The sequence below is a fragment of the Pelomonas baiyunensis genome, from assembly GCF_043555935.1.
Classification (GTDB): Bacteria; Pseudomonadota; Gammaproteobacteria; order Burkholderiales; family Burkholderiaceae_C; genus Pelomonas; species Pelomonas baiyunensis.
Genome location: NZ_JBIGIB010000001.1, coordinates 605473 through 626342, shown reverse-complemented (window position 1 = coordinate 626342; position 20870 = coordinate 605473). Strand labels below are relative to the sequence as shown.

At 67.5% G+C, this 20870-nt stretch carries 20 protein-coding genes; 7 read left to right on the top strand and 13 right to left on the bottom strand.

Going from position 1 to position 20870, the window contains the following annotated elements:
• Window positions 1–10: 10 nt before the first annotated feature.
• The 3 genes from ACG01O_RS02710 to ACG01O_RS02700 are packed head-to-tail and all read left to right on the top strand — an operon-like array spanning window position 11 to window position 2280.
• A complete protein-coding gene (locus tag ACG01O_RS02710; protein ID WP_394381125.1) occupies window positions 11–310 on the top strand; it encodes a hypothetical protein in 300 nt (99 codons plus the stop codon).
• A 3-nt stretch (window positions 311–313) separates the two neighbouring features.
• Window positions 314–1036 carry a hypothetical protein gene (locus ACG01O_RS02705; protein WP_394381122.1) on the top strand — a complete coding sequence of 241 codons (723 nt, stop codon included), beginning with the start codon at window positions 314–316 and terminating at the stop codon, window positions 1034–1036.
• Complete coding sequence (locus tag ACG01O_RS02700) at window positions 1033–2280, top strand: IS1595 family transposase (RefSeq protein WP_394381119.1); 1248 nt, start codon at window positions 1033–1035, stop codon at window positions 2278–2280. The genes ACG01O_RS02705 and ACG01O_RS02700 overlap by 4 nt, the downstream gene beginning before the upstream one ends.
• A 6-nt stretch (window positions 2281–2286) precedes the next feature.
• On the opposite strand, the gene ACG01O_RS02695 is transcribed toward ACG01O_RS02700, so the two are convergent.
• The 4 genes from ACG01O_RS02695 to ACG01O_RS02680 all read right to left on the bottom strand — a co-directional run bounded on the left by ACG01O_RS02695 (window position 2287) and on the right by ACG01O_RS02680 (window position 4309).
• Window positions 2287–2820, bottom strand: a complete 534-nt coding sequence (locus ACG01O_RS02695; protein WP_394381116.1) for a hypothetical protein — start codon at window positions 2818–2820, stop codon at window positions 2287–2289.
• A 187-nt stretch (window positions 2821–3007) separates the two neighbouring features.
• Window positions 3008–3481 carry a protein-export chaperone SecB gene (secB, locus tag ACG01O_RS02690; protein ID WP_394381113.1) on the bottom strand — a complete coding sequence of 158 codons (474 nt, stop codon included), beginning with the start codon at window positions 3479–3481 and terminating at the stop codon, window positions 3008–3010.
• A 117-nt stretch (window positions 3482–3598) separates the two neighbouring features.
• A complete protein-coding gene (gene grxC, locus ACG01O_RS02685) occupies window positions 3599–3859 on the bottom strand; it encodes a glutaredoxin 3 (protein ID WP_394381112.1) in 261 nt (86 codons plus the stop codon).
• A 39-nt stretch (window positions 3860–3898) separates the two neighbouring features.
• Window positions 3899–4309 carry a rhodanese-like domain-containing protein gene (locus ACG01O_RS02680; RefSeq protein WP_394381109.1) on the bottom strand — a complete coding sequence of 137 codons (411 nt, stop codon included), beginning with the start codon at window positions 4307–4309 and terminating at the stop codon, window positions 3899–3901.
• An 87-nt stretch (window positions 4310–4396) separates the two neighbouring features.
• On the opposite strand from ACG01O_RS02680, the gene gpmA reads away from it, so the two are divergent.
• Window positions 4397–5140 (top strand): 2,3-diphosphoglycerate-dependent phosphoglycerate mutase, encoded by a 744-nt coding sequence (gene gpmA / locus ACG01O_RS02675; protein ID WP_394381106.1) that lies wholly within the window; start codon window positions 4397–4399, stop codon window positions 5138–5140.
• Here gpmA and ACG01O_RS02670 read toward each other — a convergent pair.
• Window positions 5125–6159, bottom strand: a complete 1035-nt coding sequence (locus tag ACG01O_RS02670; RefSeq protein WP_394381104.1) for a glycosyltransferase family 9 protein — start codon at window positions 6157–6159, stop codon at window positions 5125–5127. The two genes, gpmA and ACG01O_RS02670, sit on opposite strands and share 16 nt — an antisense overlap.
• Here ACG01O_RS02670 and ACG01O_RS02665 point away from each other — a divergent pair.
• Window positions 6158–6781, top strand: a complete 624-nt coding sequence (locus tag ACG01O_RS02665; protein ID WP_394381101.1) for a DUF4254 domain-containing protein — start codon at window positions 6158–6160, stop codon at window positions 6779–6781. The two genes, ACG01O_RS02670 and ACG01O_RS02665, sit on opposite strands and share 2 nt — an antisense overlap.
• Window positions 6778–7539 (top strand): hydroxypyruvate isomerase family protein, encoded by a 762-nt coding sequence (locus ACG01O_RS02660; RefSeq protein WP_394381099.1) that lies wholly within the window; start codon window positions 6778–6780, stop codon window positions 7537–7539. Before ACG01O_RS02665 ends, ACG01O_RS02660 begins: the two co-directional genes overlap by 4 nt.
• Here the strand turns inward: ACG01O_RS02660 and ACG01O_RS02655 are convergent.
• From ACG01O_RS02655 to ACG01O_RS02630, 6 genes are all read right to left on the bottom strand, one after another.
• On the bottom strand, window positions 7520–8245 hold the full coding sequence (locus tag ACG01O_RS02655) for a lysophospholipid acyltransferase family protein (RefSeq protein ID WP_394381097.1): 726 nt from the start codon (window positions 8243–8245) through the stop codon (window positions 7520–7522). The two genes, ACG01O_RS02660 and ACG01O_RS02655, sit on opposite strands and share 20 nt — an antisense overlap.
• 2 nt (window positions 8246–8247) lie before the next feature.
• Complete coding sequence (locus tag ACG01O_RS02650) at window positions 8248–9552, bottom strand: dihydroorotase (protein WP_394381094.1); 1305 nt, start codon at window positions 9550–9552, stop codon at window positions 8248–8250.
• A 2-nt stretch (window positions 9553–9554) separates the two neighbouring features.
• On the bottom strand, window positions 9555–10517 hold the full coding sequence (locus ACG01O_RS02645; RefSeq protein ID WP_088482111.1) for an aspartate carbamoyltransferase catalytic subunit: 963 nt from the start codon (window positions 10515–10517) through the stop codon (window positions 9555–9557).
• Window positions 10518–10596: 79 nt separating this feature from the next.
• Window positions 10597–11082 carry a bifunctional pyr operon transcriptional regulator/uracil phosphoribosyltransferase PyrR gene (gene pyrR / locus ACG01O_RS02640; protein WP_394381091.1) on the bottom strand — a complete coding sequence of 162 codons (486 nt, stop codon included), beginning with the start codon at window positions 11080–11082 and terminating at the stop codon, window positions 10597–10599.
• Complete coding sequence (ruvX, locus tag ACG01O_RS02635; protein ID WP_394381088.1) at window positions 11079–11477, bottom strand: Holliday junction resolvase RuvX; 399 nt, start codon at window positions 11475–11477, stop codon at window positions 11079–11081. The genes pyrR and ruvX overlap by 4 nt, the downstream gene beginning before the upstream one ends.
• On the bottom strand, window positions 11477–12061 hold the full coding sequence (locus tag ACG01O_RS02630) for a YqgE/AlgH family protein (RefSeq protein WP_394381085.1): 585 nt from the start codon (window positions 12059–12061) through the stop codon (window positions 11477–11479). Before ACG01O_RS02630 ends, ruvX begins: the two co-directional genes overlap by 1 nt.
• 16 nt (window positions 12062–12077) lie before the next feature.
• Here ACG01O_RS02630 and ACG01O_RS02625 point away from each other — a divergent pair, with 16 nt between their 5' ends.
• Entirely contained in the window at window positions 12078–13526 is a 1449-nt protein-coding gene (locus ACG01O_RS02625) for a cryptochrome/photolyase family protein (RefSeq protein WP_394381082.1), read from the top strand.
• A gap of 83 nt (window positions 13527–13609) precedes the next feature.
• Here ACG01O_RS02625 and ACG01O_RS02620 read toward each other — a convergent pair whose 3' ends face one another.
• Window positions 13610–14647, bottom strand: coding sequence for a GGDEF domain-containing protein (locus ACG01O_RS02620; RefSeq protein WP_394381079.1), 1038 nt, complete (start codon window positions 14645–14647; stop codon window positions 13610–13612).
• 8 nt (window positions 14648–14655) lie between these two features.
• Window positions 14656–20853 carry a hybrid sensor histidine kinase/response regulator gene (locus ACG01O_RS02615; protein ID WP_394381076.1) on the bottom strand — a complete coding sequence of 2066 codons (6198 nt, stop codon included), beginning with the start codon at window positions 20851–20853 and terminating at the stop codon, window positions 14656–14658.
• Between the last annotated feature and the right edge of the window lie 17 nt (window positions 20854–20870).

The following is a 20870-nucleotide window of genomic DNA, read 5'->3' as shown; positions in this document are numbered from 1 at the left end:
TCCCGTTCCCATGAAAGCCCATCTCCACCAGCTCCGCGCCAAGGGCGCGTTCATCACCGCCGACGTGCTGCGCGGCATGAAGCCCATCACGGGCCTGCTTTCCCTCCACGAGCGCAAGGACTACCGGCTCGGTCGCGTGGTTCGCACTGCCCGGCTCGTCGATGCCAACGTGCCCGGCGACGTCGACCTGGTGCCCGAGCTGATGGACGCGCAGGTCCTGGGCATTCGGGACAACCGCCTGACCATCGCGGGCTACGAGCGCCTGGACAACCAGGACTTCGCCCAGAGCTGGCAAATCGAGCTGGGCTGAGCCATGCTGAAGGTCTACATCCACGGCGGCCCGCTGCGCGGCGCCACCGAGCAGAACCGGCTGGCCGTGCTCGACGTCGCCTACACGCAGCTGCGCGACATCGCCAACTACGTGGCCATCCTGAGCCTGAAGGACGTCGGCGCAATCAGCCCCGCGTTCGTGCTCAACTACCCGCGCTGGTCCGGCAGCATCTTCGACTTGGTGGCTCGGGCGCTGACTCAAAGCCTCTACCGTCGCGACCAGCCCTTCGCCTTCGGCGCCGTGGCCAAGCGCCCTGCCTTCGCAGATGCGGTCTGCGCCATCGTCGAGAAGTGGGACGACCGTGGCCAGCGGGGCAAGGTCCTGGGCACTCTCGAGATTCGCCGTCACAAGCGCAGCCGCACCCAGTACACCGCACAGCTCGAAGAAGACCTCCTCGGACGGCACAAGGCCACCGTGTTCACCTACGGCCCCGAGGTGCTGAACGGAGCCGACCTGGTGCTGCGAAGCATCTGCTGGACGCTGCACAAGTGCGAGACCTTGGGACCCAAGCCCGCGCCCTTCGTGCCGGCACTGCAGGACAAGGACGGCGTGCCCCACATCGCGCTGTGGGACCTGCCTGAGCCAGCCAAAACCGGCCTCATCCGCCACCTGGGCATGCCGGTGCATCGACAGCTGCGCCTGCCAACGCCCGAGCCTGTGCTGGTGCCCGCGGACGTCTACATTGCCTTCCTGGAGGCCGCGTGAGCACCGCCGTCGCTTCGTCCACTACCGGCCGCCGCGGAGGTGCGCCGTTCCCGATGCGCCAGAGTACGGGCACCGCTCGGTTCCACCTGAGCTCGGACGCGGTCGACCTGTCGCTCGACACGGTCGCGCGTTGGACCAACCAGCAGTGCGTCGAACAAATGGCCAAGTGGCGCTGGGGTAGCCACAAGGTGATGGGCTGTCCGCACTGCGGCACGCACTCCCAGCACTACTACCGGCCCCTGCAGTACCGCTGGAAGTGCAAGGGATGCGACAGCACCTTCTCGGTGACGTCGGGGACGGTGCTGGCCGACCGCAAGCTGCTGCTGCGCAAGCTCATCATGGGCGCGTTGGCCTGGGTCAACGGCTCGGCGGGTCTGCCGGCGTTACAGAACCGGCGCAACCTCGACTCGCACTACGGGACCGCGTTCACCTTCCAGCACAAGCTGCGGGAGGGCCTGGCGCGCGGCCACAACGTGGGCATGCTCTGCGGCGTCCAGGAGGCCGACGGCATGGACGTGCTCGGCCGTCGCCACAAGGAGAAGCGCAACCTGCCGCAGGTCAAGCCACAGCCCAAGGCAGCCATCCCCGCGCACCTGCTCAAGCCAAAGGACGGCGAGGTCATGGGCCCGCCGGCGCCCATCAAGGCCAGCAAGCGTGCCCGCCAGCCTGAAGACCGGCGCCTGCTGCTGGTCGTCCGTCAGCGCTCGAACGTCAAGGGCAAGGGCGCGGTGATGACGCGCGTGGCCAGCGCGCTGTCAGAGTCGAGTGCGACCACTTCCAAGTTCCTGACGCGCTACGCGTCAGCGGAGTCGACGCTGGTGACCGACGAAGACCCGTCCTACGACGGCGTGGGCAAGTACTTCGCCGCGCATGACTCGGTCAAGCACTCGGAAACCTACAGCGACGAACGAGGCGTGAATCAGAACCAGGCCGAGAGCTTCAACGCCCGCATGCGCCGCTCGGTCGAGGGCATCTACCTCAACCCACGGGAGAAGTACCTGCTCGAATACGGCGCCGAGACCGCCTGGCGCGAAGACACGCGCAAGATGTCGAACGGTCAGAAGCTGGCGTCGCTGTTCGGGACCGTGCTGGGCGTGGGGCACTCCCGCTATTGGCGCGGATACACCCACGGCAAGCACCGCAAGTTCGAGCCTCTGGTCGAAGGTGAACGCGAGGCCAAGACCAGCGGGCCGAAAAAGGGCAAGCATCCGCAGGACCCTGCACGCGGGTCGATGCCGCGGTAAGCCAGGCTACCGAGGGCGAGGTGGCTTGCGGAGTTTCGCGCCAGGCACGATGCGCCAGACGTAGGCCTTGTTCCCGCCGCCAGGCATCCGCTCGCAAGTCACGAGGCCCTTGACCTTCAGTCGTTTCAAGCAGGGCGAGACTCGGTTCTCCTTGAACTGCTCGCGCAGCGGCGAGACGAGCAACGCGGTGTCGCCCAGCTCGGCAGCCCACAGCTTGGCCATCATGTCCACGGACAGGCCGGCGGCGCCAGCTTGCCTGAGTGCGTCCAGCGCGTAAGCCTGCAGCGTCCCGCGTCCGCCATTGCGCTCCCTCCAGGCTGACACGCTGCGAATTGCGGTGGGGTCGAGCTCGCCGTCGAAGCGTTGCATCGAGATGCCCAAGCCCTCCAGCTCCGCCGCCAGGCGGCGTTCGCGCTCCTGAAGCATCGTCAGGGCGTTGCGGACGAGCTCCAGCTCACCCTGAACGGAAGCGTATTCGTTGGCCAGCCACTTCAAGGCTGAGTTGGTGCGCGTGCGCGTTGCGGAGGAGCTGTTTTCCATGAGCCGGAGGTCTGTCTTGAGTCGTCGGATACGACGTGAAGACACCTGTACAGCCCATTTGGGGCACCGTCCAGACTCGGGTCAACCCGCTATGGTCATCAGCTGTATAACACCGTCGTCCAAGTGAAACGCCCCGCTCAAGGCGGGGCGTCAAAGGGCGGCCTGCGCAGCGCGCAGACGCACACCATCAGTTCACGGCTTGGCCGCCTTGCGCGGCGCGCTGGGCTTGCTGGGCTTCGAACATGGCCTGGAAGTTCACTTCGGTCAGCAGCACGGGCGGGAAGCCAGCGCGGGTGCAGACGTCAGACACGATGGCGCGCAGGTACGGGTAGATCATCTGCGGGCACACGATGCCCAGGATGCCTTCCAGTTGGTCTTGCGGCACGTTGCGGATCTCGAAGATGCCGGCTTGCTTGGCTTCCACCAGGAACAGCGTCTTGTCGCCGACCTTGGTGTTGACGGTGGCCGTCACGCAGACTTCAAAAATGCCGTCGGTCACGTTCTCGGCGGACAGCGTCAGGTTGATGTCGACCTGCGGCTGTTGCTGCTCCAGCAGGATCTGCGGTGCATTGGGTTGCTCCAACGACAGATCCTTCAGGTACATGCGCTGAATCTGGAACACAGGGGTGCCCTCGGGGGCGGCTTGGATCTCGTCGGCCATGGAATTCTTTCGAACGAAACGTCAAACAAAAGCCCGCAGGCGGCGCGCTGCGGGCGGTCACGGGATTATGGGCGACGGCCAGCGCCGCCCTGCCCGGGGCTTGCCCGGGGCTTGAAATCAGGCGCTCTGGAGCAAGGGGAGCAAGCCGCCTTGCTGGTCGAGCGCGATGAGGTCATCACACCCCCCGACATGGGTGTCGCCGATGAAGATCTGCGGCACGGTGCGGCGGCCGGTCTTGTCCATCATGGCCTGACGCTCTTCGGGGTTCACATCGATGCGGATCTCCTCGATCTGCTCCACGCCGCGCTGCTTGAGCAGCATCTTGGCGCGCACGCAGAACGGGCAGACCTGGGTGGTGTACATCTTCACGGGGGCCATGGGTCGACTCTCTACAAATTCGAGGCAGGTCGCGCCGGATCAGGCGGACTTTTCAACCGGCAGGCTGGCTTCGCGCCAGGCCTTCAAGCCACCCACCAGCACCTGGGCCTTTTCATAGCCCAGCTTGCGCAGCATGCCCGCGGCGCGGCCGGCGCGTGCGCCCGTCGGGCACACCACCACCAGCGGCAGGGACTTGTTGCTGGGCAGTTGCTTGTGGCCCTCGATCTGGCCAAACGGAATGTTGCGCGCACCCACCGGGTGACCCTGCGCGAACTCAGCCGGCTCGCTCACATCGATCAACACGCCCTTTTCGCGGTTGACGAGTTGCACGGCTTCCGCCGGACCCACACCTGCGCCCTGCGAGCCCGCGGTGAGCATCGGCCACAACAGCATGCCGCCCGACACCAGCGCGGCGACGACCAAAAACCAGTTTTCGATCAGGAAGTTCAAGCAAGCATCCCGTGTAATTCAACGAAGCCGATGATTATCGCCGCGCCGGATAATCCGCCGCTTCCACCCTCTCTGCGCTTCTTGCCCATGTACAAGCTCGTCCTCATCCGCCACGGCGAATCGACCTGGAACCTGGAAAACCGCTTCACCGGCTGGACCGATGTGGACCTCACGCCCACCGGCGTGGAGCAAGCCAAGACGGCAGGCCGCCTGCTCAAGGAAGCCGGCTACGACTTCGACATCGCCTACACCTCGGTGCTCAAGCGCGCGGTGTGGACGCTGTGGCACTGCCTGGACCAGATGGACCGCACCTGGCTGCCGGTGCAGCACGCCTGGCGCCTGAACGAGCGCCACTACGGCGGCCTGCAGGGCCTGAACAAGGCAGACATGGCCAAGCAGTACGGCGACGAGCAAGTGCTGATCTGGCGCCGCAGCTACGACACGCCGCCGCCGGCCCTGGAAGCGACCGACCCGCGCAGCGAGCGCAGCGACGTGCGCTACGCCAAGCTGAACCCGAACGACGTGCCGCTGACCGAGTGCCTGAAGGACACCGTGGCCCGCGTGCTGCCGTTCTGGAACGAGACCGTGGCGCCGGCCATTCAGGGCGGCCAGCGTGTGCTGATCGCCGCACATGGCAACAGCATCCGCGCGCTCGTGAAGTACCTGGACAACATCGCCGATGACGCCATCGTCGGCGTGAACATCCCCAACGGCATTCCGCTGGTGTACGAACTCGACGCCAGCCTCAAGCCCATCAAGAGCTACTACCTCGGCGACGCCGAAGCCGCCGCCAAGGCCGCAGCCGCCGTGGCCAATCAGGGCAAGGCTTGAGGTAAGGCGGCGGGCGAGGCTTCAGACAAGGCCTCGCGCACGGCCGCCATCACCTCATCGACGCTGGACCACGCCCCCGGCCCGCGTCGCATGAGGGTGACCGTGGAGCCCCACGGCGCCCAGCGCGCCGCATCCACGGGGCCCCAAATACTCAGCAGCCGCGCGCCAACCGCCGCGGCCATGTGCGCCGGCCCGGTGTCGTTGGCCACCACCACGCCGGCCTGCTGCAGCAGCGCGCTGTAGACACCCAGGACCACGCCGTCCAGCCGCAGAGCACTGGGATACAAATCCTTCGCGCCCAGCACTTCGGCCGGCCCCGGCACGATGACCACGGGCACGCCGGCCGCCTTCAAGCGCTGCACGAAGTCCGGAAACGCCGGCCAGCTGCGGTCCAGAAACTCGACGCGCCCGTTGGCAAACGGGCAGATCAGCACGAAACGCCCCGGCTGCACGCCCTGGGCGGCCAACAGGGCCTGCGCCTGCTCGCGCTGAGCGTCGGTGACGCGCATGCCGATGTCCTTCGGCGGCTCGGCCTGAACCCCCAAGAAGTCGCACGCCAGCTCCCAGTACTCCACCAGCGTGTGGCGCCCGTCGCGGCGCGGCAAGCCGCGCTCCAGCAGCCAGGTGCGCCCGTCGCCGGCATGCCCTTGCGCCCGCAAGCCGCCCAGACGCGCATCGAGCGCCGCCGAGAACGCGTAGGGAAACAGCAGCGCGTTGGAGCGCTTTTGGAAGCCCGCCTCTTCGGCCTCGAACCGGGCTCGCAAATCGCGCAGCTGCCGCACCCGGTCGCGCAAGCCCACGGGGCGCACGTGCACCGCCCACCCCTCAGCCTCCAACAGGCTGCGCGCCCAGCCCTTGCCGACCAACTCCAGCCGGTAGCCGTGACTTTCCAGCAAGCGCAGTGCGGGAATGCTCAACACGGTGTCGCCCACGAAGTTGCGCAGGCGAACGATCAGGGGTCGGGCTTCTATCATCAGCAAATATTTACAAATGGCGCGGGATTCTCCACCCCATTTCATGACTGCACTGCCCTCCTCTGCCCAGGTCATCGCCCGCCACGACGAGGCGCTTGCCGCGCCGCCGCAGGCGTCGGATGTGAGTGACTTGCATGGCTGTATCGCCGCCAACCACTTCCACAACCGCAGCCTCTGGGCCCAGGAAGACCTGGCCCGCCGCACGCAGGCGCCAGACGCCGAAATCGTGGCCAACAAGCGTGCGATTGACCGGCACAACCAGGCACGCAACGACGCCATCGAGCGCATCGACGAGTTCCTGCTGTCCGCACTCGGGCTGGTGGACCCGGCCACCCTGGCCAGCGCCCTGCCCCGCGCCACCGTGCCGGCGGGGGCACGGCTCAACAGCGAGACCGCGGGCTCGATGCTGGATCGCATCTCCATCCTGGGGCTGAAGATCGCCGCGATGCGCGAGCAGACCCAGCGCACCGATGTGGACGACGCCCACCGCCAGGCCTGCGCCGAACGCTTGGAGCGCCTGATCCAGCAGCGGGCCGATCTGGGCCACTGCTACGACGCACTGTTGGCGGACGCCCAGGCCGGGCGGGCTTACTTCAAGGTGTACCGCCAGTTCAAGATGTACAACGACCCGCGGCTGAACCCGGCCCTGGTGGCGGAGGCCCAGTGATCCCGGCTCGGTTCGCGGCCAACCTGGATTGGCTCTACACCGAGCACGCCTACCTCGACCGCCCCGCCGCAGCACGCGCCGACGGCTTCGCGGCGGTGGAATTGCAGCAGCCGCACCTGCACGACCCGGCGGCCCTGAAGGCAGCGCTGGCAGGCCTCACCGTGCAGTTGATCAACGCCCCGGCCGGCGACTGGGCCAGCGGCGAGCGAGGTTTTGCCGCACTGCCCGGACAGGAAGCCACGTTCCGCGAGACCACACTGCGCGGCCTGGACCTGGCCCTGCGCCTGGGGGCAAAGCGCGTGCACCTGCTGTCCGGCCTGGCGGACGACACGCCCGAGCACCGAGACACCTGGCTGCACAACCTGCGGTGGGCGGCCGAGCAAAGCCCGCTGCCGCTGACCGTCGAGCCCATCAACCGGCGCGACATGCCCGGCTACTTCCTGCACACCCAAGCGCAGGCGCTGGCGCTGATCGACGCGCTGGCGTCACCCCGGGTGCAGCTGCAGCTGGACCTGTACCACTGCCGCGTCACCGAGGGCGTGTCGCTGTCTCACCTCAGCCGTGCGCTGGACCTGGGCGTGCTGGGCCACGTGCAAGTGGCCGGCGTGCAAGAGCGGCACGAACCCGGGGGCGATGAATTCCGCGACGAGCTGGCTTTGCTGGACGCCCGCGGCTGGCCCGGCGGCGTGGGGCTGGAGTACCGCCCGCGGGCCGACACCACCGCCGGCCTGGCGTGGCTCAACCCAGCCGCGCGCTGATTTCGCGACGCAGCACCTCGCCCAAAGCGCGGCGGTCTTGATCCGCCGGCGAGACGCTCGCGAGGATTTGCACCTCAACGCCCAGCCCGCGTGCCGACGCAATCGCCCAAAGGCTTTGCGCCAGCGTCGTGTCGCCGATGAAGCGGGCGGCCGTGCTGAACCGCTCGCCGGGCTCGTGCCAGCGCAGCACCACCGGCAACACGGGCGCCCCCGTGGACACCGCCGCCTGCAGCAAGTTGGCGTGAAACGGCAGCAGCTCCGGCCCGGCGCCCGTCGTGCCCTCAGGGAACACGGCCACGCAGTCGCCGGCTTGCAGCGCCGCGGCGGTCTGGTGCACCACCCGCAGGGCGTCGCGCTTGCTGCTGCGCTCGATGAACAAGGTGCCCGCCCCTTCCACCAAAGCGCCCACCACCGGCCAGTGCTTCACATCCGCCTTGGACACAAAGCGCGCTTGCGGCAGCACCGCATGCACCGCTGCAATGTCCAGCCACGACACATGGTTGGCCACGAGCAGGTGGCCGTGTGGCACCGCCTGCCCGTGCGCCTTCAACGTGATGCCCAGGATGCGCAGCGTCTTGACCGACCACCACTGCACCAGATCGTGCTTCTCGGCCGCCGTCAGCCGCTCAAAGCGCCGCTTGACGAGCCACAGCCCGTGCAGCACATGCGGCACGAGGCGCACCAGGCGCCAGGCGGCGATCCACACGGTCAGGCGGCCTCGTAGGCCACGTGGCCGGCCACCAGCGTGCAGCGCACCCGAGCCGGCAACTCGAAGCCCGTGCGCTCGAACGCAAACGGCGTGTGCTTGCCCTGGCTGGCCAGCAACTCGGGCGTCACGGCCCAGCTTGCGCCCGCATCGAAAACGCAAACGTCAGCCACGCCGCCTTCCACCAGGCGCCCGGCACTGGCAGACAGCGAACCCAACGCCGACCCGAGCACCTGAACTGGCGCCGCAGTCACAACACCCAGCGCCTTGGACAGTGGCAGACCACTGTCAGTGGCCCAGCGCAGGGCCAGGCTCAGCAGCAACTCCAGGCCCGTGGCACCGGGCGTGGCCTCGGCGAAAGGCACGGCCTTTTCGTCGGTGGTGACGGGCATGTGGTCCGACACCAGCGCATCGATCGTTCCGTCCGCCAGCGCAGCGCGCAGGGCGTCGCGGTCGCGCCCCTGGCGCAACGGCGGGGTGAGGCGCATGGCGGAGTCGAAGTAGCCGATGTCCACATCGCTCAGGTGCAGCGAGTTGATGGACACATCGGCCGTGACCGGCAGGCCATCGCGCTTGGCGGCGCGCACCAGCTCCACCCCCGCCGCGCTGGACAGGCGGCAGATGTGCACCCGGGCGCCTGTGGCACGCACCAGCTCAAAGATGGTGTGCAACGCAATCGTCTCGGCGCTGACCGGCACGCCCGACAGCCCCAGCCGCGTCGCCACCGAACCACTGGCCGCCACGCCGCCGCCCAGGTAGGCGTCTTGCGGGCGCAGCCACACGGTGTAGCCGTAGGTGGCGGCGTACTGCAGCGCGCGGCTCAACACGACGGTGTCTTTGATCGGCACCTCGGCCTGCGAGAAGCCGATGCAGCCGGCTTCCGTCAGCTCGGCCATTTCGGTCAGCGCCTTGCCCTCCAGGCTTCGCGTCAGCGCGCCCAGTGGGAACAGCCGGCAGCGGCTGAGCTTGCGGGCGCGGAACTTCAGCATCTCCACGAGCCCGGGCTCGTCCAGCGCGGGGTCGGTGTCGGGCGGACAGACCAGGCTGGTCACACCGCCGGCGGCCGCGGCAGCCAGCTCGGTTTCCAGCAGGCCTTCATGCTCATGGCCGGGCTCACGCAGGCGGGCGCACAGGTCGACGAGGCCTGGGGCCACGAAGAGGCCGGTGGCGTCGATCGTGCGGTCAGCGCTGAAATCGGTCACGTCGCCGAGATGCACGATGCGCCCGTTGGCAATCGCCAGGTGGCCGACGCGGTCGAGGTGGGAGGCCGGATCGACAAGGCGGCCGTTCTTGATCAGGATCTTCATGCTCATGCCTCGTTGCCAGCCAGGATGGCCATGACGGCCATGCGGACCGCGATGCCGAAGGTCACCTGCGGCAGGATCACGCTGCTCTTGCCGTCCGCCACTTCGGATGCGATTTCCACGCCGCGGTTGATGGGCCCCGGGTGCATGACGATGGCGTCAGGCTTGGCCAGCGCGAGCTTGTCTGGCGTCAGGCCGAAGTGTTTGAAGAACTCGCCACTGCTGGGCAGCATGCCACCGTTCATGCGTTCGTTCTGCAGGCGCAGCATGATGACGACGTCAGCATCCTTCACGCCCTCGGCCATGTCGTGGCAGACGCGCACGCCCATGTCGCGCAGGTCGCCGGGCACCAGGGTCTTGGGGCCGACGGCGCGGATTTCGGGCACGCCGAGGATGTTCAGCGCATGGATGTCCGAACGGGCCACGCGCGAGTGGACGATGTCGCCGACGATGGCCACCGTCAGATTGCGGAAGTCCTTCTTGAAGTGCCGGATCGTGTACATGTCCAGCAGGCCCTGCGTGGGGTGCGCGTGGCGGCCGTCGCCGGCATTCACCACGTGCACGTGCGGCGCGCAGTGCTGGGCGATCAGGTGCGGCGCGCCGCTCTCGCTGTGACGCACGACGAACATGTCGGCGTGCATCGCGCTCAGGTTGGCGACCGTGTCCAGCAGCGTTTCGCCCTTGGCGGTGGAACTGCGCGCGATGTCCAGGTTGATGACGTCGGCGCTCAAGCGCTTGGCTGCGATCTCGAACGTGGTGCGGGTGCGCGTGCTGTTCTCAAAGAACAGGTTGAACACCGACTTGCCGCGCAGCAGCGGCACCTTCTTGACCTCGCGGTCGTTGACCGAGAGGAAGCTGCCGGCGGTGTCCAGGATCTGCTCGATGACCGCGCGGGGCAGGCCCTCGATGGACAGCAGGTGGATGAGTTCGCCGTGCTTGTTGAGCTGGGGGTTTCGTTTGGAAAGCATCACAGGACTCCCGCAGGGCCGCCCCAAGGGAGGCCTGCGCCCCCTCGGGGGGCGGTGAACAAAGTGAACGTGGGGGCCATCACTTCACCTCGAAGCTGAAGCGGCCATCGTCGCCGCGGGCCAGGCGCAGGTGTTGTTCGCGGTCCAGGGTCACGCGCGCCGCTGAGAACGCAGGCTCGATGGGCAACTCACGCCCGCCGCGATCCACCAGCACCGCCAGCTGCACCCGGGCCGGGCGGCCGTAGTCGAACAACTCGTTGATGACCGCGCGGGTGGTTCGGCCGGTGTAGAGCACGTCGTCGATGAGCACGACGTCGCGACCATTCACATCGAAAGGCAGCTTGGTGTGGTCCGCCTTGGCCAGACCGCGCGAACCGAAGTCGTCCCGGTGCAGGGCACTGGAGATGGTGCCGACCGGCAGGTTGAAGTCGGCCGCCAGCCGCTCGGCCAGCCAGGCGCCGCCGCTCCAGATGCCCACCAAGGCGGTGTCGGCGGTCAGCAGGCGCTGCACCCCGCGTTTGAGTTCGAGGTAGAGGCCTTCAGCGTCCAGCAGCAGTTCGCTCATGGGTGTTCTCGGAAAAACTGTTCAAGGATCAAGGCGGCGGCCGCGGCATCGAGATCGTCGGCGCCCTGTGCTTCGGCCTCCACGCTGGTGTAGCGCTCATCCACCTCAAAAACCGGCAGGTGGTAGCGCCCGGCCAGCCGGCGGCCGAAGTTCTGGGCCTTGGCCGTCATCTCGTGCGGCGTGCCGTCCGGGTGACGCGGCACGCCCACCACCAACGCGTCTGGCTGCCAGGTGCGCACGAGCGCGGCAATCGCGTCGAAGTCCCCGCTGCGCAAGGTGCCGCGCGGCTCGGCCGCGGCCAGCAGGCGCGTGCCGGTGGCCACGCCAATGCGCTTGGTGCCGAAATCAAAAGCAAGAAAGGACTGAAGCGTCGGCGCGGAAGCGTCGTGCTTCATCAGGCGTGCCCCGCGTCAGCACTCAGCATGCGGGGGTCGATGCCCAGCAGGCCCAGGGCTTTCTCGTACCGCTGCTCGACCGGCGTGTCGAAGATGATTTCCGGCGCGGCGTCCACCGTGAGCCAGCCGTTGCGGCCGATCTCTTCTTCCAGCTGTCCGGCTGCCCAGCCGCTGTAGCCCAGCGTCACCAGCAGCTTTCGCGGGCCCGCGCCATTGGACAGCGCTTCCAGCACATCACGGCTGGTGGTCATCTCCAGCCCGCCCGGCACGGCGAGCGTGGCGTTGTAGTGGCCGCCTTCGGCATCCAGGGGCTCGTGAAGCACGAAGCCGCGATCGGTCTGGACCGGGCCGCCGTAGTACACCGGGGTCTCGGCCAGCGGGTCGGCCGGAGGGCTCAGCTCCACCTTCTCGAACAGGTGGCCCAGGGTCAGGGAGATCGGCTTGTTGATGACCAGCCCCAGCGCCCCGTTGTCGTTGTGCTCGCAGAGGTAGACCACCGTGCCTGCGAAAGCCTCGTCAGCCATGCCCGGCATGGCGATGAGGAATTGGTTGGTCAGGACAATCCGTTCAGCAGGCATTTGCACATTTTATTCTGGCCCCATGCACACCCCCGCCCCTCTACACCTCGAACGCGCACTCGTCTGGTTCCGCCGGGACCTGCGCGTGGATGACCACGCGGCGCTGTACCACGCGCTGCGCGCGGCGCGCACCGTGTATTGCGTGTTCGTGCTGGACCGCGACATCCTGGATGCCCTGCCCCGCCAGGATCGCCGCGTCGCATTCATCCTCGGCGCCTTGCAGGTGCTGGATGACGACTTGCGCGCCCTGGGCGGCTCGCTGTTGGTGCGCCATGCCCATGCCGGCGATGAAATTCCTCGCTTGGCGGCCGAATTGGGCGCGCAAGCCGTCTTCACCAACCACGACGACGAGCCGCAGGCCCTGGCCCGCGATGCCCAGGTGGCCGAGCGACTGGCGAGTTTCGGCGCCGAACTGCGCACCTTCAAAGACCATGTGGTCTTCGAGCGCCGCGAGGTGATGACGACCACGGGCGGCGCCTACGGCGTGTTCACGCCCTACAAGAACGCGTGGCTGCGCAAGGTGAACGACTTCTACCTGAGCAGCTACCCGGTGGAACGGCATGCCAGTGCGCTGGCGCCCACCCCGGGGGCGCGTGGGGTGCCAGACCTGGCCGAAATCGGCTTTGAAGCCGTGGCCCTGACGCCGCACCTGGGCCAGGGCAGCCGCGGGGCTCAAGCGCTGCTGGATGACTTTCTCGACCGCATGGAACGCTACGACGAGACCCGTGACTTTCCGGCCGTGAAAGGCCCCAGCTACCTGAGCGTTCACCTGCGCTTCGGCACGGTGTCCATCCGGCGGCTGGCGCGGCTGGCGCACCAGCGCATGCAGGGCGGTGACCGCGGGGCCGAAGTGTGGCTCTCAGAGCTGATCTGGCGCGACTTCTATCACCAGGTGATGCACCACCACCCGCATGCCATGGCCGCAGCCTTCCGGGCGGAGTACGACCGCATCACGTGGGAGTCGGGCCCGGAAGCCGACGCCCTGTTTCGCGCCTGGTGCGAAGGGCGAACCGGCTTCCCGATCGTTGACGCCGCCATGCGGCAACTCAACCAGACCGGCTACATGCACAACCGACTGCGCATGGTGACCGCCAGCTTCCTCACCAAAGACCTCGGTCTGGACTGGCGCCTGGGCGAGGCGTACTTCGCGCAGCAGTTGCTGGACTTTGACCTCGCGGCGAACAACGGCGGCTGGCAATGGGCCAGCAGCAGCGGGTGCGACGCGCAGCCCTACTTCCGGATCTTCAACCCGGTCAGCCAGAGCGAGAAGTTCGACGGCGACGGCAAGTTCATCCGCCGCTACTGCCCGGAACTCGCCAGCCTGGACAACAAAGCCATTCACGCCCCGTGGGAGCGTGCACCGCTGGCCATGCAGGCGATCGAATACCCGCGCCCCGTGGTGAACCATGCGCTTGCGCGGGAGCGCACCCTGGCGCGCTATGCCGTGGTGAAAAGCCGGGCGGTGGGTTGAGACCGAAACGGTCAGGCGGGCTGTAAACAGACCCGTGCGGGGTCAACGCGCAAGCGCCGCGCCCAGCACGGCAGCCCCAAGCGTCAGAACAGCTCGACGTCGCTCAGCTGTGCAGCTTCCTGGATGACGCCGCTGGCCACCAGGGCCGCGTAGTTGTGCACCTGGTTCCGGCCGTTGCCCTTGGCGTGGTACACGGCCTTGTCCGCGCGCTCGAAGGCGGCCGCGGGTGAATCACCGCCGCGCACCTCGGTGAAGCCGATGCTCACGGTGATGCGGCCCACCTGGGGGAATGCGTAGCGCTCGGTGTTCAAGCGCAGCCGCTCGAAGGCCTCACCGGCGTGAATTTCTTCATCGCAGCGCATCAGCACCACAAACTCTTCGCCGCCAAAGCGGTAGAGCAAGTCGTGGAAGCGGAACGAGCCCCGCATCAGGCGCGAGAGCAGCAACAGCACTTCGTCACCGATCAGGTGGCCGAAGCGGTCATTCACCGACTTGAAGTGGTCGATGTCGATCACACCCAGCACGTAATGCGGCGTGGCCGATTCATGGCGACGATCTTCCGTGTCGTTCTTGACTTCGTGCTTGACGGGAATCTCGGACAAGACCTTCAGGAAGCTCTCGTCGAACGTCTTGCGGTTGAGCAAGCCCGTCAGCGTGTCCCGCTCGGAGTAGTCCAGCAAGCCCTGGAAGTTGTGATAGATCCGCAGCACGCTGCTGACCATGCGCTGGGCCGACGTGCCCAGGCGCCGGGTCGACAGGATCTCGATCACGCCGATGACGTCCCGATCGGTGGCGATCGGGAACAAATACAACCACTGCCCGCCCTGCGCGACTTGCGTCACGCTGCGGTTGCGCATGGCCTCCAGACGCAAGGGATGCGACGTGACCAACGGCAGCGCCTCGGGCTTGGCCCACAGGGGGTCGGCCGACGCCACCGCATCCCCCGCGCGCAGGTGCGCGCGGGTCAACCAGCGCTCATGGCCAGGCTCGCCCACCGTGCGATAGATCGCCACCGACTCCGGCTCGAGCAGGTCCCGCAGGGCCATGACAAGCGTGACGTCCATGACGTCACGGTCACGGAATCCGGTGAGTTCGGCGAGGTGGTCGACAACCTGGGACATGGCGTGGGTCAGGCCGCCTTGGCCTGCTGGGTGTACTGTCGGATCAAGCCCAACAGGTAGTCTTCATCGTACGGCTTGCCCAGGTAGTGATCGACGCCCAGCTGTGCGGCGTAGTCGCGGTGCTTCTGTGCAATGCGGGAGGTGATCATGATGACGGGCAGCGAGGCCAGCCGTGAATCGGCGCGCATGTTACGCACCAAGTCGAAGCCGTCCATGCGGGGCATCTCGATGTCCGACAGTACCACCGCTGGCAGCTCGTCGCCAGCCAGTCGCTCCATCGCATCCAGGCCATCTTTGGCAAGCTTCACACGGAATCCCACGCGTTCGAGGAAGCGCTGAGTCACGCGACGCACCGTCAGCGAGTCGTCCACAACCATCACCAACGGCGCCTGGGCTGCCGCTTCGACCACCGGCGCCGCACGTTGCGGCGCTTGGGCTTGCGCTTCGGCCTGCGTCGCCGCGGCCAAACGGGCCTGCGCGTCAGCGCCGTACCAGTCGGCCAGAGCCACGACGTTGTAGATCAGCGCCACGTCGCCCGACGCCAGCAAGCTGATGCCCGCCAGGCCCGGCACACGGTTGAGCTGCGCACCGAGGTTCTTGACGACCACTTCCTGGTTGCCAACCACTTCGTCCACGTGCAAGGCCAGTGCGGCTTGCGCGCTGCGCACCAACACCACGTGGCCATTGCGGCCGTGGGTTTGGCCGCGGCCCACATGGCCCAGCAAACCACCCAGCCAGTAGAACGGCATGTCGGTGCCACCCAAGCTGAGCTTGCCCGTCGCATAAGCCTGCTCGATCGCCTCGACTGGCACGCGTTGCACCGAGGCCATCAGCGCCGCCGGCACCGCCACCACCTGATCCGCGCTCTTGAGCAGCACGATCTGCGTGAGGGCCGTGGTCAACGGCAGGCGCAGCAGGAAGCTCGTGCCCTCGCCCGCCTTGGACTGGGTCTCGATGCTGCCGCCCAGCGTGCCGACTTCCGCACGCACAACGTCCATGCCGATGCCGCGACCGCTGAGCTCGGTGACCTGGCTCGCCGTCGAGAAGCCCGGCGCGAAGATCAAGCGCTGCAGTTGGCCATCGTCCGGCTTCGCGTCCGGCGCGATCAGGCCGAGCTGAACGCCCCGTTCGCGGATACGGCCCAGGTCCAGGCCCGCACCGTTGTCGGCGAAGTTCAGCAGCACTTCATTGCCCTGCTGGCTGACGTCGATGCGCAGGGTGCCCACGGGATCCTTGCCCGCGGCGGCTCGCTGCTCGCTGGATTCGATGCCGTGCGCCACGCTGTTGCGCAGCAGGTGCTCGAACGCGCCGGCCGTGCGCTCCAGCACGGAACGGTCGAGTTCCGTCTGGCCGCCGACGATTTCCAGTTTGACTTGCTTGCCGCTGTCGCGCGCCGCCTGGCGCACCACGCGGTGCATGCGCTCGCCGATGGAGTCGAACTCCACGAGGCGGGTGCGCAACAGGTCGTCCTGCAGTTCGCGGGTCAGACGGGACTGAGCGGCCAGTTCGTCTTCACCGGTCTGCACACTGCGGCCCAGCGTGCGCTGCAAGGTGGCCACGTCACCGACCGACTCCGCCAGCATGCGGGTCAGTTCCTGGAAGCGCGTGTAACGGTCGAATTCCAGCGGGTCGAACTCGCGTCCGCCCTGCTGCGCCATCTCTTGCTGGATGTGCATCTGGGCTTCGGCCTGCAGCTCCAGCTCACGCAGTTGCGCGCGCAGACGCTCCAGGTTGTCGTCCAGGTCGAGCAAGGCGCCCTTCATGACGGCGAGTTCGGACTCCAGACGGGCGCGACGGATGCTGACCTCGCCGGCCTGCGTGGCCATGCGTTCCAGCAGGCTGCCCCGGACGCGCACCACCGCCTGACCGATCGCCAGGTTGTCGCTTGACGCGGCCACCTCGGCGGTGTCGGAGAAGCGGCTCCAGTCGATCTCGCGGGCGGGCTCTGCCGGCAGGTCGGCCACGACCGGCATGGCGGCCGGTGCCGAAACGGCTGCAGGCTGTGCGGGCGCCTCGACGGCCGGAGCCGGCGCGGCCACGACTGGCGCCGCCAATACGGGTTCCACGACCTCGGGCGTCACCACCGGCGCAGACGCCTCCAGCAGGCTGCGGCCCAGCGCCTCGAACGCGAGTTCGAGTGCGTCGCCTTCGTCCTGCAGGGCCTGCACCTGCGCAGCATTCGCCTGACCCGCTTGGACCAGCGCTTCCACGCCCGACTCCAAGCGGTGGGCTTGCTCGCCCAGGCGCATGGCGCCCGCCAAACGAGCACCGCCCTTGAAGGTGTGCAGTGCGCGCATGCAAGCGTCGGAACGGCTGAGCTCCGCTGGCGCTTCCAGCCAATCGCGCAAGGCCGCGTGCAGCTGTTGCAGCAACTCACGACCTTCTTCTTCGAAGATCGGGTACAGGTCGGGCTCGATGTTGTCCGGCAGCCCGGGCTCGGGCTCATCCTCGTGCGCGGCCGGCACGGGCGTTGCGTCCGCCGTGTCGGCAATCACGTCCGCCACCGGAACCTCCGCGGCGTCCACCGCCATCGGCTCGGCGTCCATGGATTGACCGGCGTCAAGGGCTTCCGTGACTTCCGCAGAGGCTGGCGCCTCGACGGCCACATCCATGACCGGCGTGTCGACCGTCTCGACAACCTCGACGGCGTCCATGGCGGGCTCAGCGACAAGGTCAACTTCGGGGCTCAGCAACGCATCCGCTGCCACAACCACGTCTTCACCGACCAGAGGTTGACGCGCAGGTTCAGCCGACAGTTCCTCCACCGCCGGCATCACCGTCGACATGGCTTCCACGATCAGCGGTTCGTCTTCCTCGATCACCGTGTCGACCGCATCGACATGATCCAGTGCGTCCAGCGCCGCTGCGGCGGTCGTCGATTCAATCTGCGGCTCGTAGGCGTGCAGCTGGGCCACCAAGTCCGGGTCATGCGGCTTCAGGAAGCCCGCGGCGAACTGGTGCAGCAACCGGCGGATGTCGTCAGCGGCGCGCACGAACAAATCCGCGTCGGCGTCTTCGTACCGCGCTGCCCGCTGGGCACGCTCCAATGCATGCTCAAGCACACGGGCCAGCTGCGACAGATCGTCGTAGCCCACCGTGGCGGCATTCCCGGCCAGCGCGTGCGCCAGCGCTTCGCAGGAAGCCGGCACCGGCTGCACCATCTCGGCCGCCCACTCGGCCAGGCCGACCGACAGTTTGCGAGACAGCTCGTCCGCTTCGTTCAGGAAAATGTTGAACAGCGCGATGCTGATGCGCAGCGGGCCAATGACCTTGAAGCCTTCGTCCGGGTCCACGGCCTCTTCCGCCACAGCGGCGGGCTCGACAGGAACCGGCGTTTCGTTGTCCACCACCAGACGCGGAAGGGCGAGCGTGACTTCCTCGGGCTGGACCGGCAGTTCCAGCACCTCGGCTGCTTCCACGGTCTCCACGGCCACAGGCACTGCGGGCTCGTCCAGCTCCAGCACCAGGCCAAAGTTCGCCAGCGTTTCCTCTTCCGGAATCTCGGGCAAGGGCAGCGGCTCGGTCGGGGCGTGGCCGGCATCGAAGTCGACATCCAGATCCACGGCTTCGACGTGCTCGACACGCACCGCTTCCGGCACATCCGCCAACGGCATCGGTGCCGTGGGTTCGTGCGGCGCTTCGAGGTCGAGCACGAAATCGGGCGCCAACGGCGGACGCTCTTCCATTTCGGCCGGCAGCACCACCACCTCAGGCTCGGCCTTCGCGTCGGCCAGGGCCTCGGGGCCTCGCGACAGCGGATCCGGCAACACGGTCGGCTCCAGGGTCACGTCCAACGACTCGGTGGCCACCGCCAAAGGCAAGTGCTCGCCGTTCAGGCGCAGCGCATCGGCGCTGCGACGCACCGGCTCCGGCGTGCTCACGCCATCCGCCGTGCCTGCAATCTGCTCGCGCCAGTTGGCGAAGTAGTCCAGCGCCTCACCCGTGAACGCAAGCAAGGCCGCATCCGCCCGCGGCGATGCATCCGCCAAGCGGGCGTTGTACAGCTGTTCGCACGCCCAGGCGCCTTCGCCGAAGGCGTCCAGACCCACCATGCGGGCGCTGCCCTTCAAGGTGTGGAACGCGCGACGCACCACCGTGAGCTGCGCGTGGTTGGCCGGGTCATCACCCAGTTGACCCAGCGCTTCGCGAGCGTTGCCGATGACTTCATCGGCTTCCTCCAGGAAGATCTCGCGCATCTCAGGGTCGTCGGCCACGCTGGGCTCGGCCGATGCAGCCGGCGCCGGGGCGGCGACCGGTGCCACAGGCGCAGGGGCCGGAGCGGCCACTGGTTGCGACACATCCACATCCGGCAAGCTCAGATCCGGCAGATCCAACGTGGACAGATCAACGCGCATCGGTTGCGTTGCTTCCATGCCCACGCTTGAAGGCTCGCCTTCCAGGTCGGTATGGAACCCGCTGGCCTCAAAGTCTGGCAAGGCCACCGCGTCTTCACGACGGCCCATGACGGCATCCAGCCGGCCGGTCGCGTCGTCGAACTCGAACATGCGCTTGGCCAGTTGCGGCTGCACGCTGAGCATGTCGATCAAGAACCCCAGAGCGCCCAAGTTGTAGGCCAGGCGCTCGAACACATCACGCGCTCCGGGCCGAGCAAAGTCGATCTCGGTGTTGGCCAGGCGATCGATCTCGTCGCGCATCCGCACCGTCGCGTGAGCCGCCTGATCCAGGCCCAACACGCTCAGCACGCCGCGCATGGCCTGCAGTTCACCCGGCACCGGGATCAACAGCTCCCGCTGCGTCGGGTTGCGGAAATAACCGTCACATTGCTTTTCGACTTCCGTCAGGCTTGCGCGCAACTCATGCACAACGCTGCCCAGCGTTTGTCGGTCAGAGACCCGGCGATACAGGTCCTCCATCCACCCTTCCAGCGGCTCGGCGGGCTGGCCATGGGCCACGGACTCCACACGACGCGCCAGTCGCCGAACGCGATCGGCTTGCTCGGGCTGATCGAAGGCTGCGTCTTCCAATGCGGCTTCGACATACAGCAGGCTGGTGGCAATTTCCATCGCCAAGGCCGGCGGCGGCGCGGCCCGGGAGCGCAAGGTCGCCACGACCGCGCGCTGCAGCGTCTGCGCCAGCACTTCACCACTCGGGAACAGCCGCGTCAGCGACTCCGCCAACGCCGCGAATTGCTCGTCCAGGCTGCTCAGGCGGTGTTGGTCCCCCTCGGCGGCACTGGACCAGCTGTCCTTGGCCGCCAGCACACGACGTTTGGCCTGGGCCACCCAAGCCGGGTCGATGCGACCCAGGCTGGCGTCTTCATAGTTGCCCGCATGGTCGGCGTTCAGACCAAAGACGTCGCACACCGCAGCCAGGCGCGGCCCGACGCCGTCGCCCAACTTGCATTGGGCACAGAAGAACAGCAAGTCCTGCGCGAGCCGCTCACGAGCAGCTTCGTTGGATTCGCCCTGCGCTCCCAGCGTGCGAAGCTCATGCAGCAGCTTGGAACCGAGGCGCTTGGTGTAGGCATCGCTGCCCAAACGCTTGGTGGCCTGCGCTTCAAACACCGCGCCAGCCAGTTGCCACAAGGTGCGGCTGTGCCCATCGGGCAGCGACGCCGCCAAGCCCACGCACAAACCCGACAGGTTGGCCGCGTGCGCCGGATTCGGCTCACGCATGTGGCGCAGCAGCGCCGCCTCGAACGGCGCACGAACGGCTTCAGCCGAACGCGCGGCCACATCCGCCTCCAGCGGCAAGCTTTTCCACGCCCACTCGTACGGCCACAGATCGGCCGGGTGGATGCGCTCAGCGCCGTTGAGTTGCTGCAGCGCGCGGTAGCTGGGGTACAGCGCGAGCGGCGATGTCTTGGCCCCAGCGAGCAAGCGGGCCACGAAGGCCATCAAGGCGAAATCGGCGCGCTCAATGGTGTCCACCACGCTGGCTTCAACCGCGTGGGGACGCTGAGCCAACGCCAGCACGGCGGTCTCGGCCGCGCCCAGCACCAAGGCGCCAGCCGGCAGGCCGACCAGCGACAACACACCCGTGACCTGGTGAAGTTGCGCAGCCGCCTGCTGCAGCGGCGTGCCGGAAGGGCCCTCGCCGGGAGCGGTTCGTTGATCGGCACCGTCCCGGACGGCGCGGCGCAGGGTTTTGTGCACCGACTCCAGGGAGCGGCGCAGTTCCTCATGCACCCAAGCCAAGGGGCTGAGGTCCGCCGGAAGGTCGGAGTCTCGCAGGGAGCTGTCCATGCGTGGGCTTTCTCGCT

Coding starts and splice junctions, on each gene's coding strand:
- pyrR (WP_394381091.1), bottom strand. CDS start 11,082: ATGAGCGAACTGCTGCTGGACGCTGAAGGCCTCTACCTCGAACTCAAA.
- secB (WP_394381113.1), bottom strand. CDS start 3,481: ATGGCCGACGAGATCCAAGCCGCCCCCGAGGGCACCCCTGTGTTCCAG.
- grxC (WP_394381112.1), bottom strand. CDS start 3,859: ATGGCCCCCGTGAAGATGTACACCACCCAGGTCTGCCCGTTCTGCGTG.
- gpmA (WP_394381106.1), top strand. CDS start 4,397: ATGTACAAGCTCGTCCTCATCCGCCACGGCGAATCGACCTGGAACCTG.
- ACG01O_RS02695 (WP_394381116.1), bottom strand. CDS start 2,820: ATGGAAAACAGCTCCTCCGCAACGCGCACGCGCACCAACTCAGCCTTG.
- ruvX (WP_394381088.1), bottom strand. CDS start 11,477: ATGAAGCACGACGCTTCCGCGCCGACGCTTCAGTCCTTTCTTGCTTTT.
- ACG01O_RS02665 (WP_394381101.1), top strand. CDS start 6,158: ATGACTGCACTGCCCTCCTCTGCCCAGGTCATCGCCCGCCACGACGAG.
- ACG01O_RS02670 (WP_394381104.1), bottom strand. CDS start 6,159: ATGAAATGGGGTGGAGAATCCCGCGCCATTTGTAAATATTTGCTGATG.
- ACG01O_RS02710 (WP_394381125.1), top strand. CDS start 11: ATGAAAGCCCATCTCCACCAGCTCCGCGCCAAGGGCGCGTTCATCACC.
- ACG01O_RS02705 (WP_394381122.1), top strand. CDS start 314: ATGCTGAAGGTCTACATCCACGGCGGCCCGCTGCGCGGCGCCACCGAG.
- ACG01O_RS02650 (WP_394381094.1), bottom strand. CDS start 9,552: ATGAAGATCCTGATCAAGAACGGCCGCCTTGTCGATCCGGCCTCCCAC.
- ACG01O_RS02615 (WP_394381076.1), bottom strand. CDS start 20,853: ATGGACAGCTCCCTGCGAGACTCCGACCTTCCGGCGGACCTCAGCCCC.
- ACG01O_RS02625 (WP_394381082.1), top strand. CDS start 12,078: ATGCACACCCCCGCCCCTCTACACCTCGAACGCGCACTCGTCTGGTTC.
- ACG01O_RS02645 (WP_088482111.1), bottom strand. CDS start 10,517: ATGCTTTCCAAACGAAACCCCCAGCTCAACAAGCACGGCGAACTCATC.
- ACG01O_RS02620 (WP_394381079.1), bottom strand. CDS start 14,647: ATGTCCCAGGTTGTCGACCACCTCGCCGAACTCACCGGATTCCGTGAC.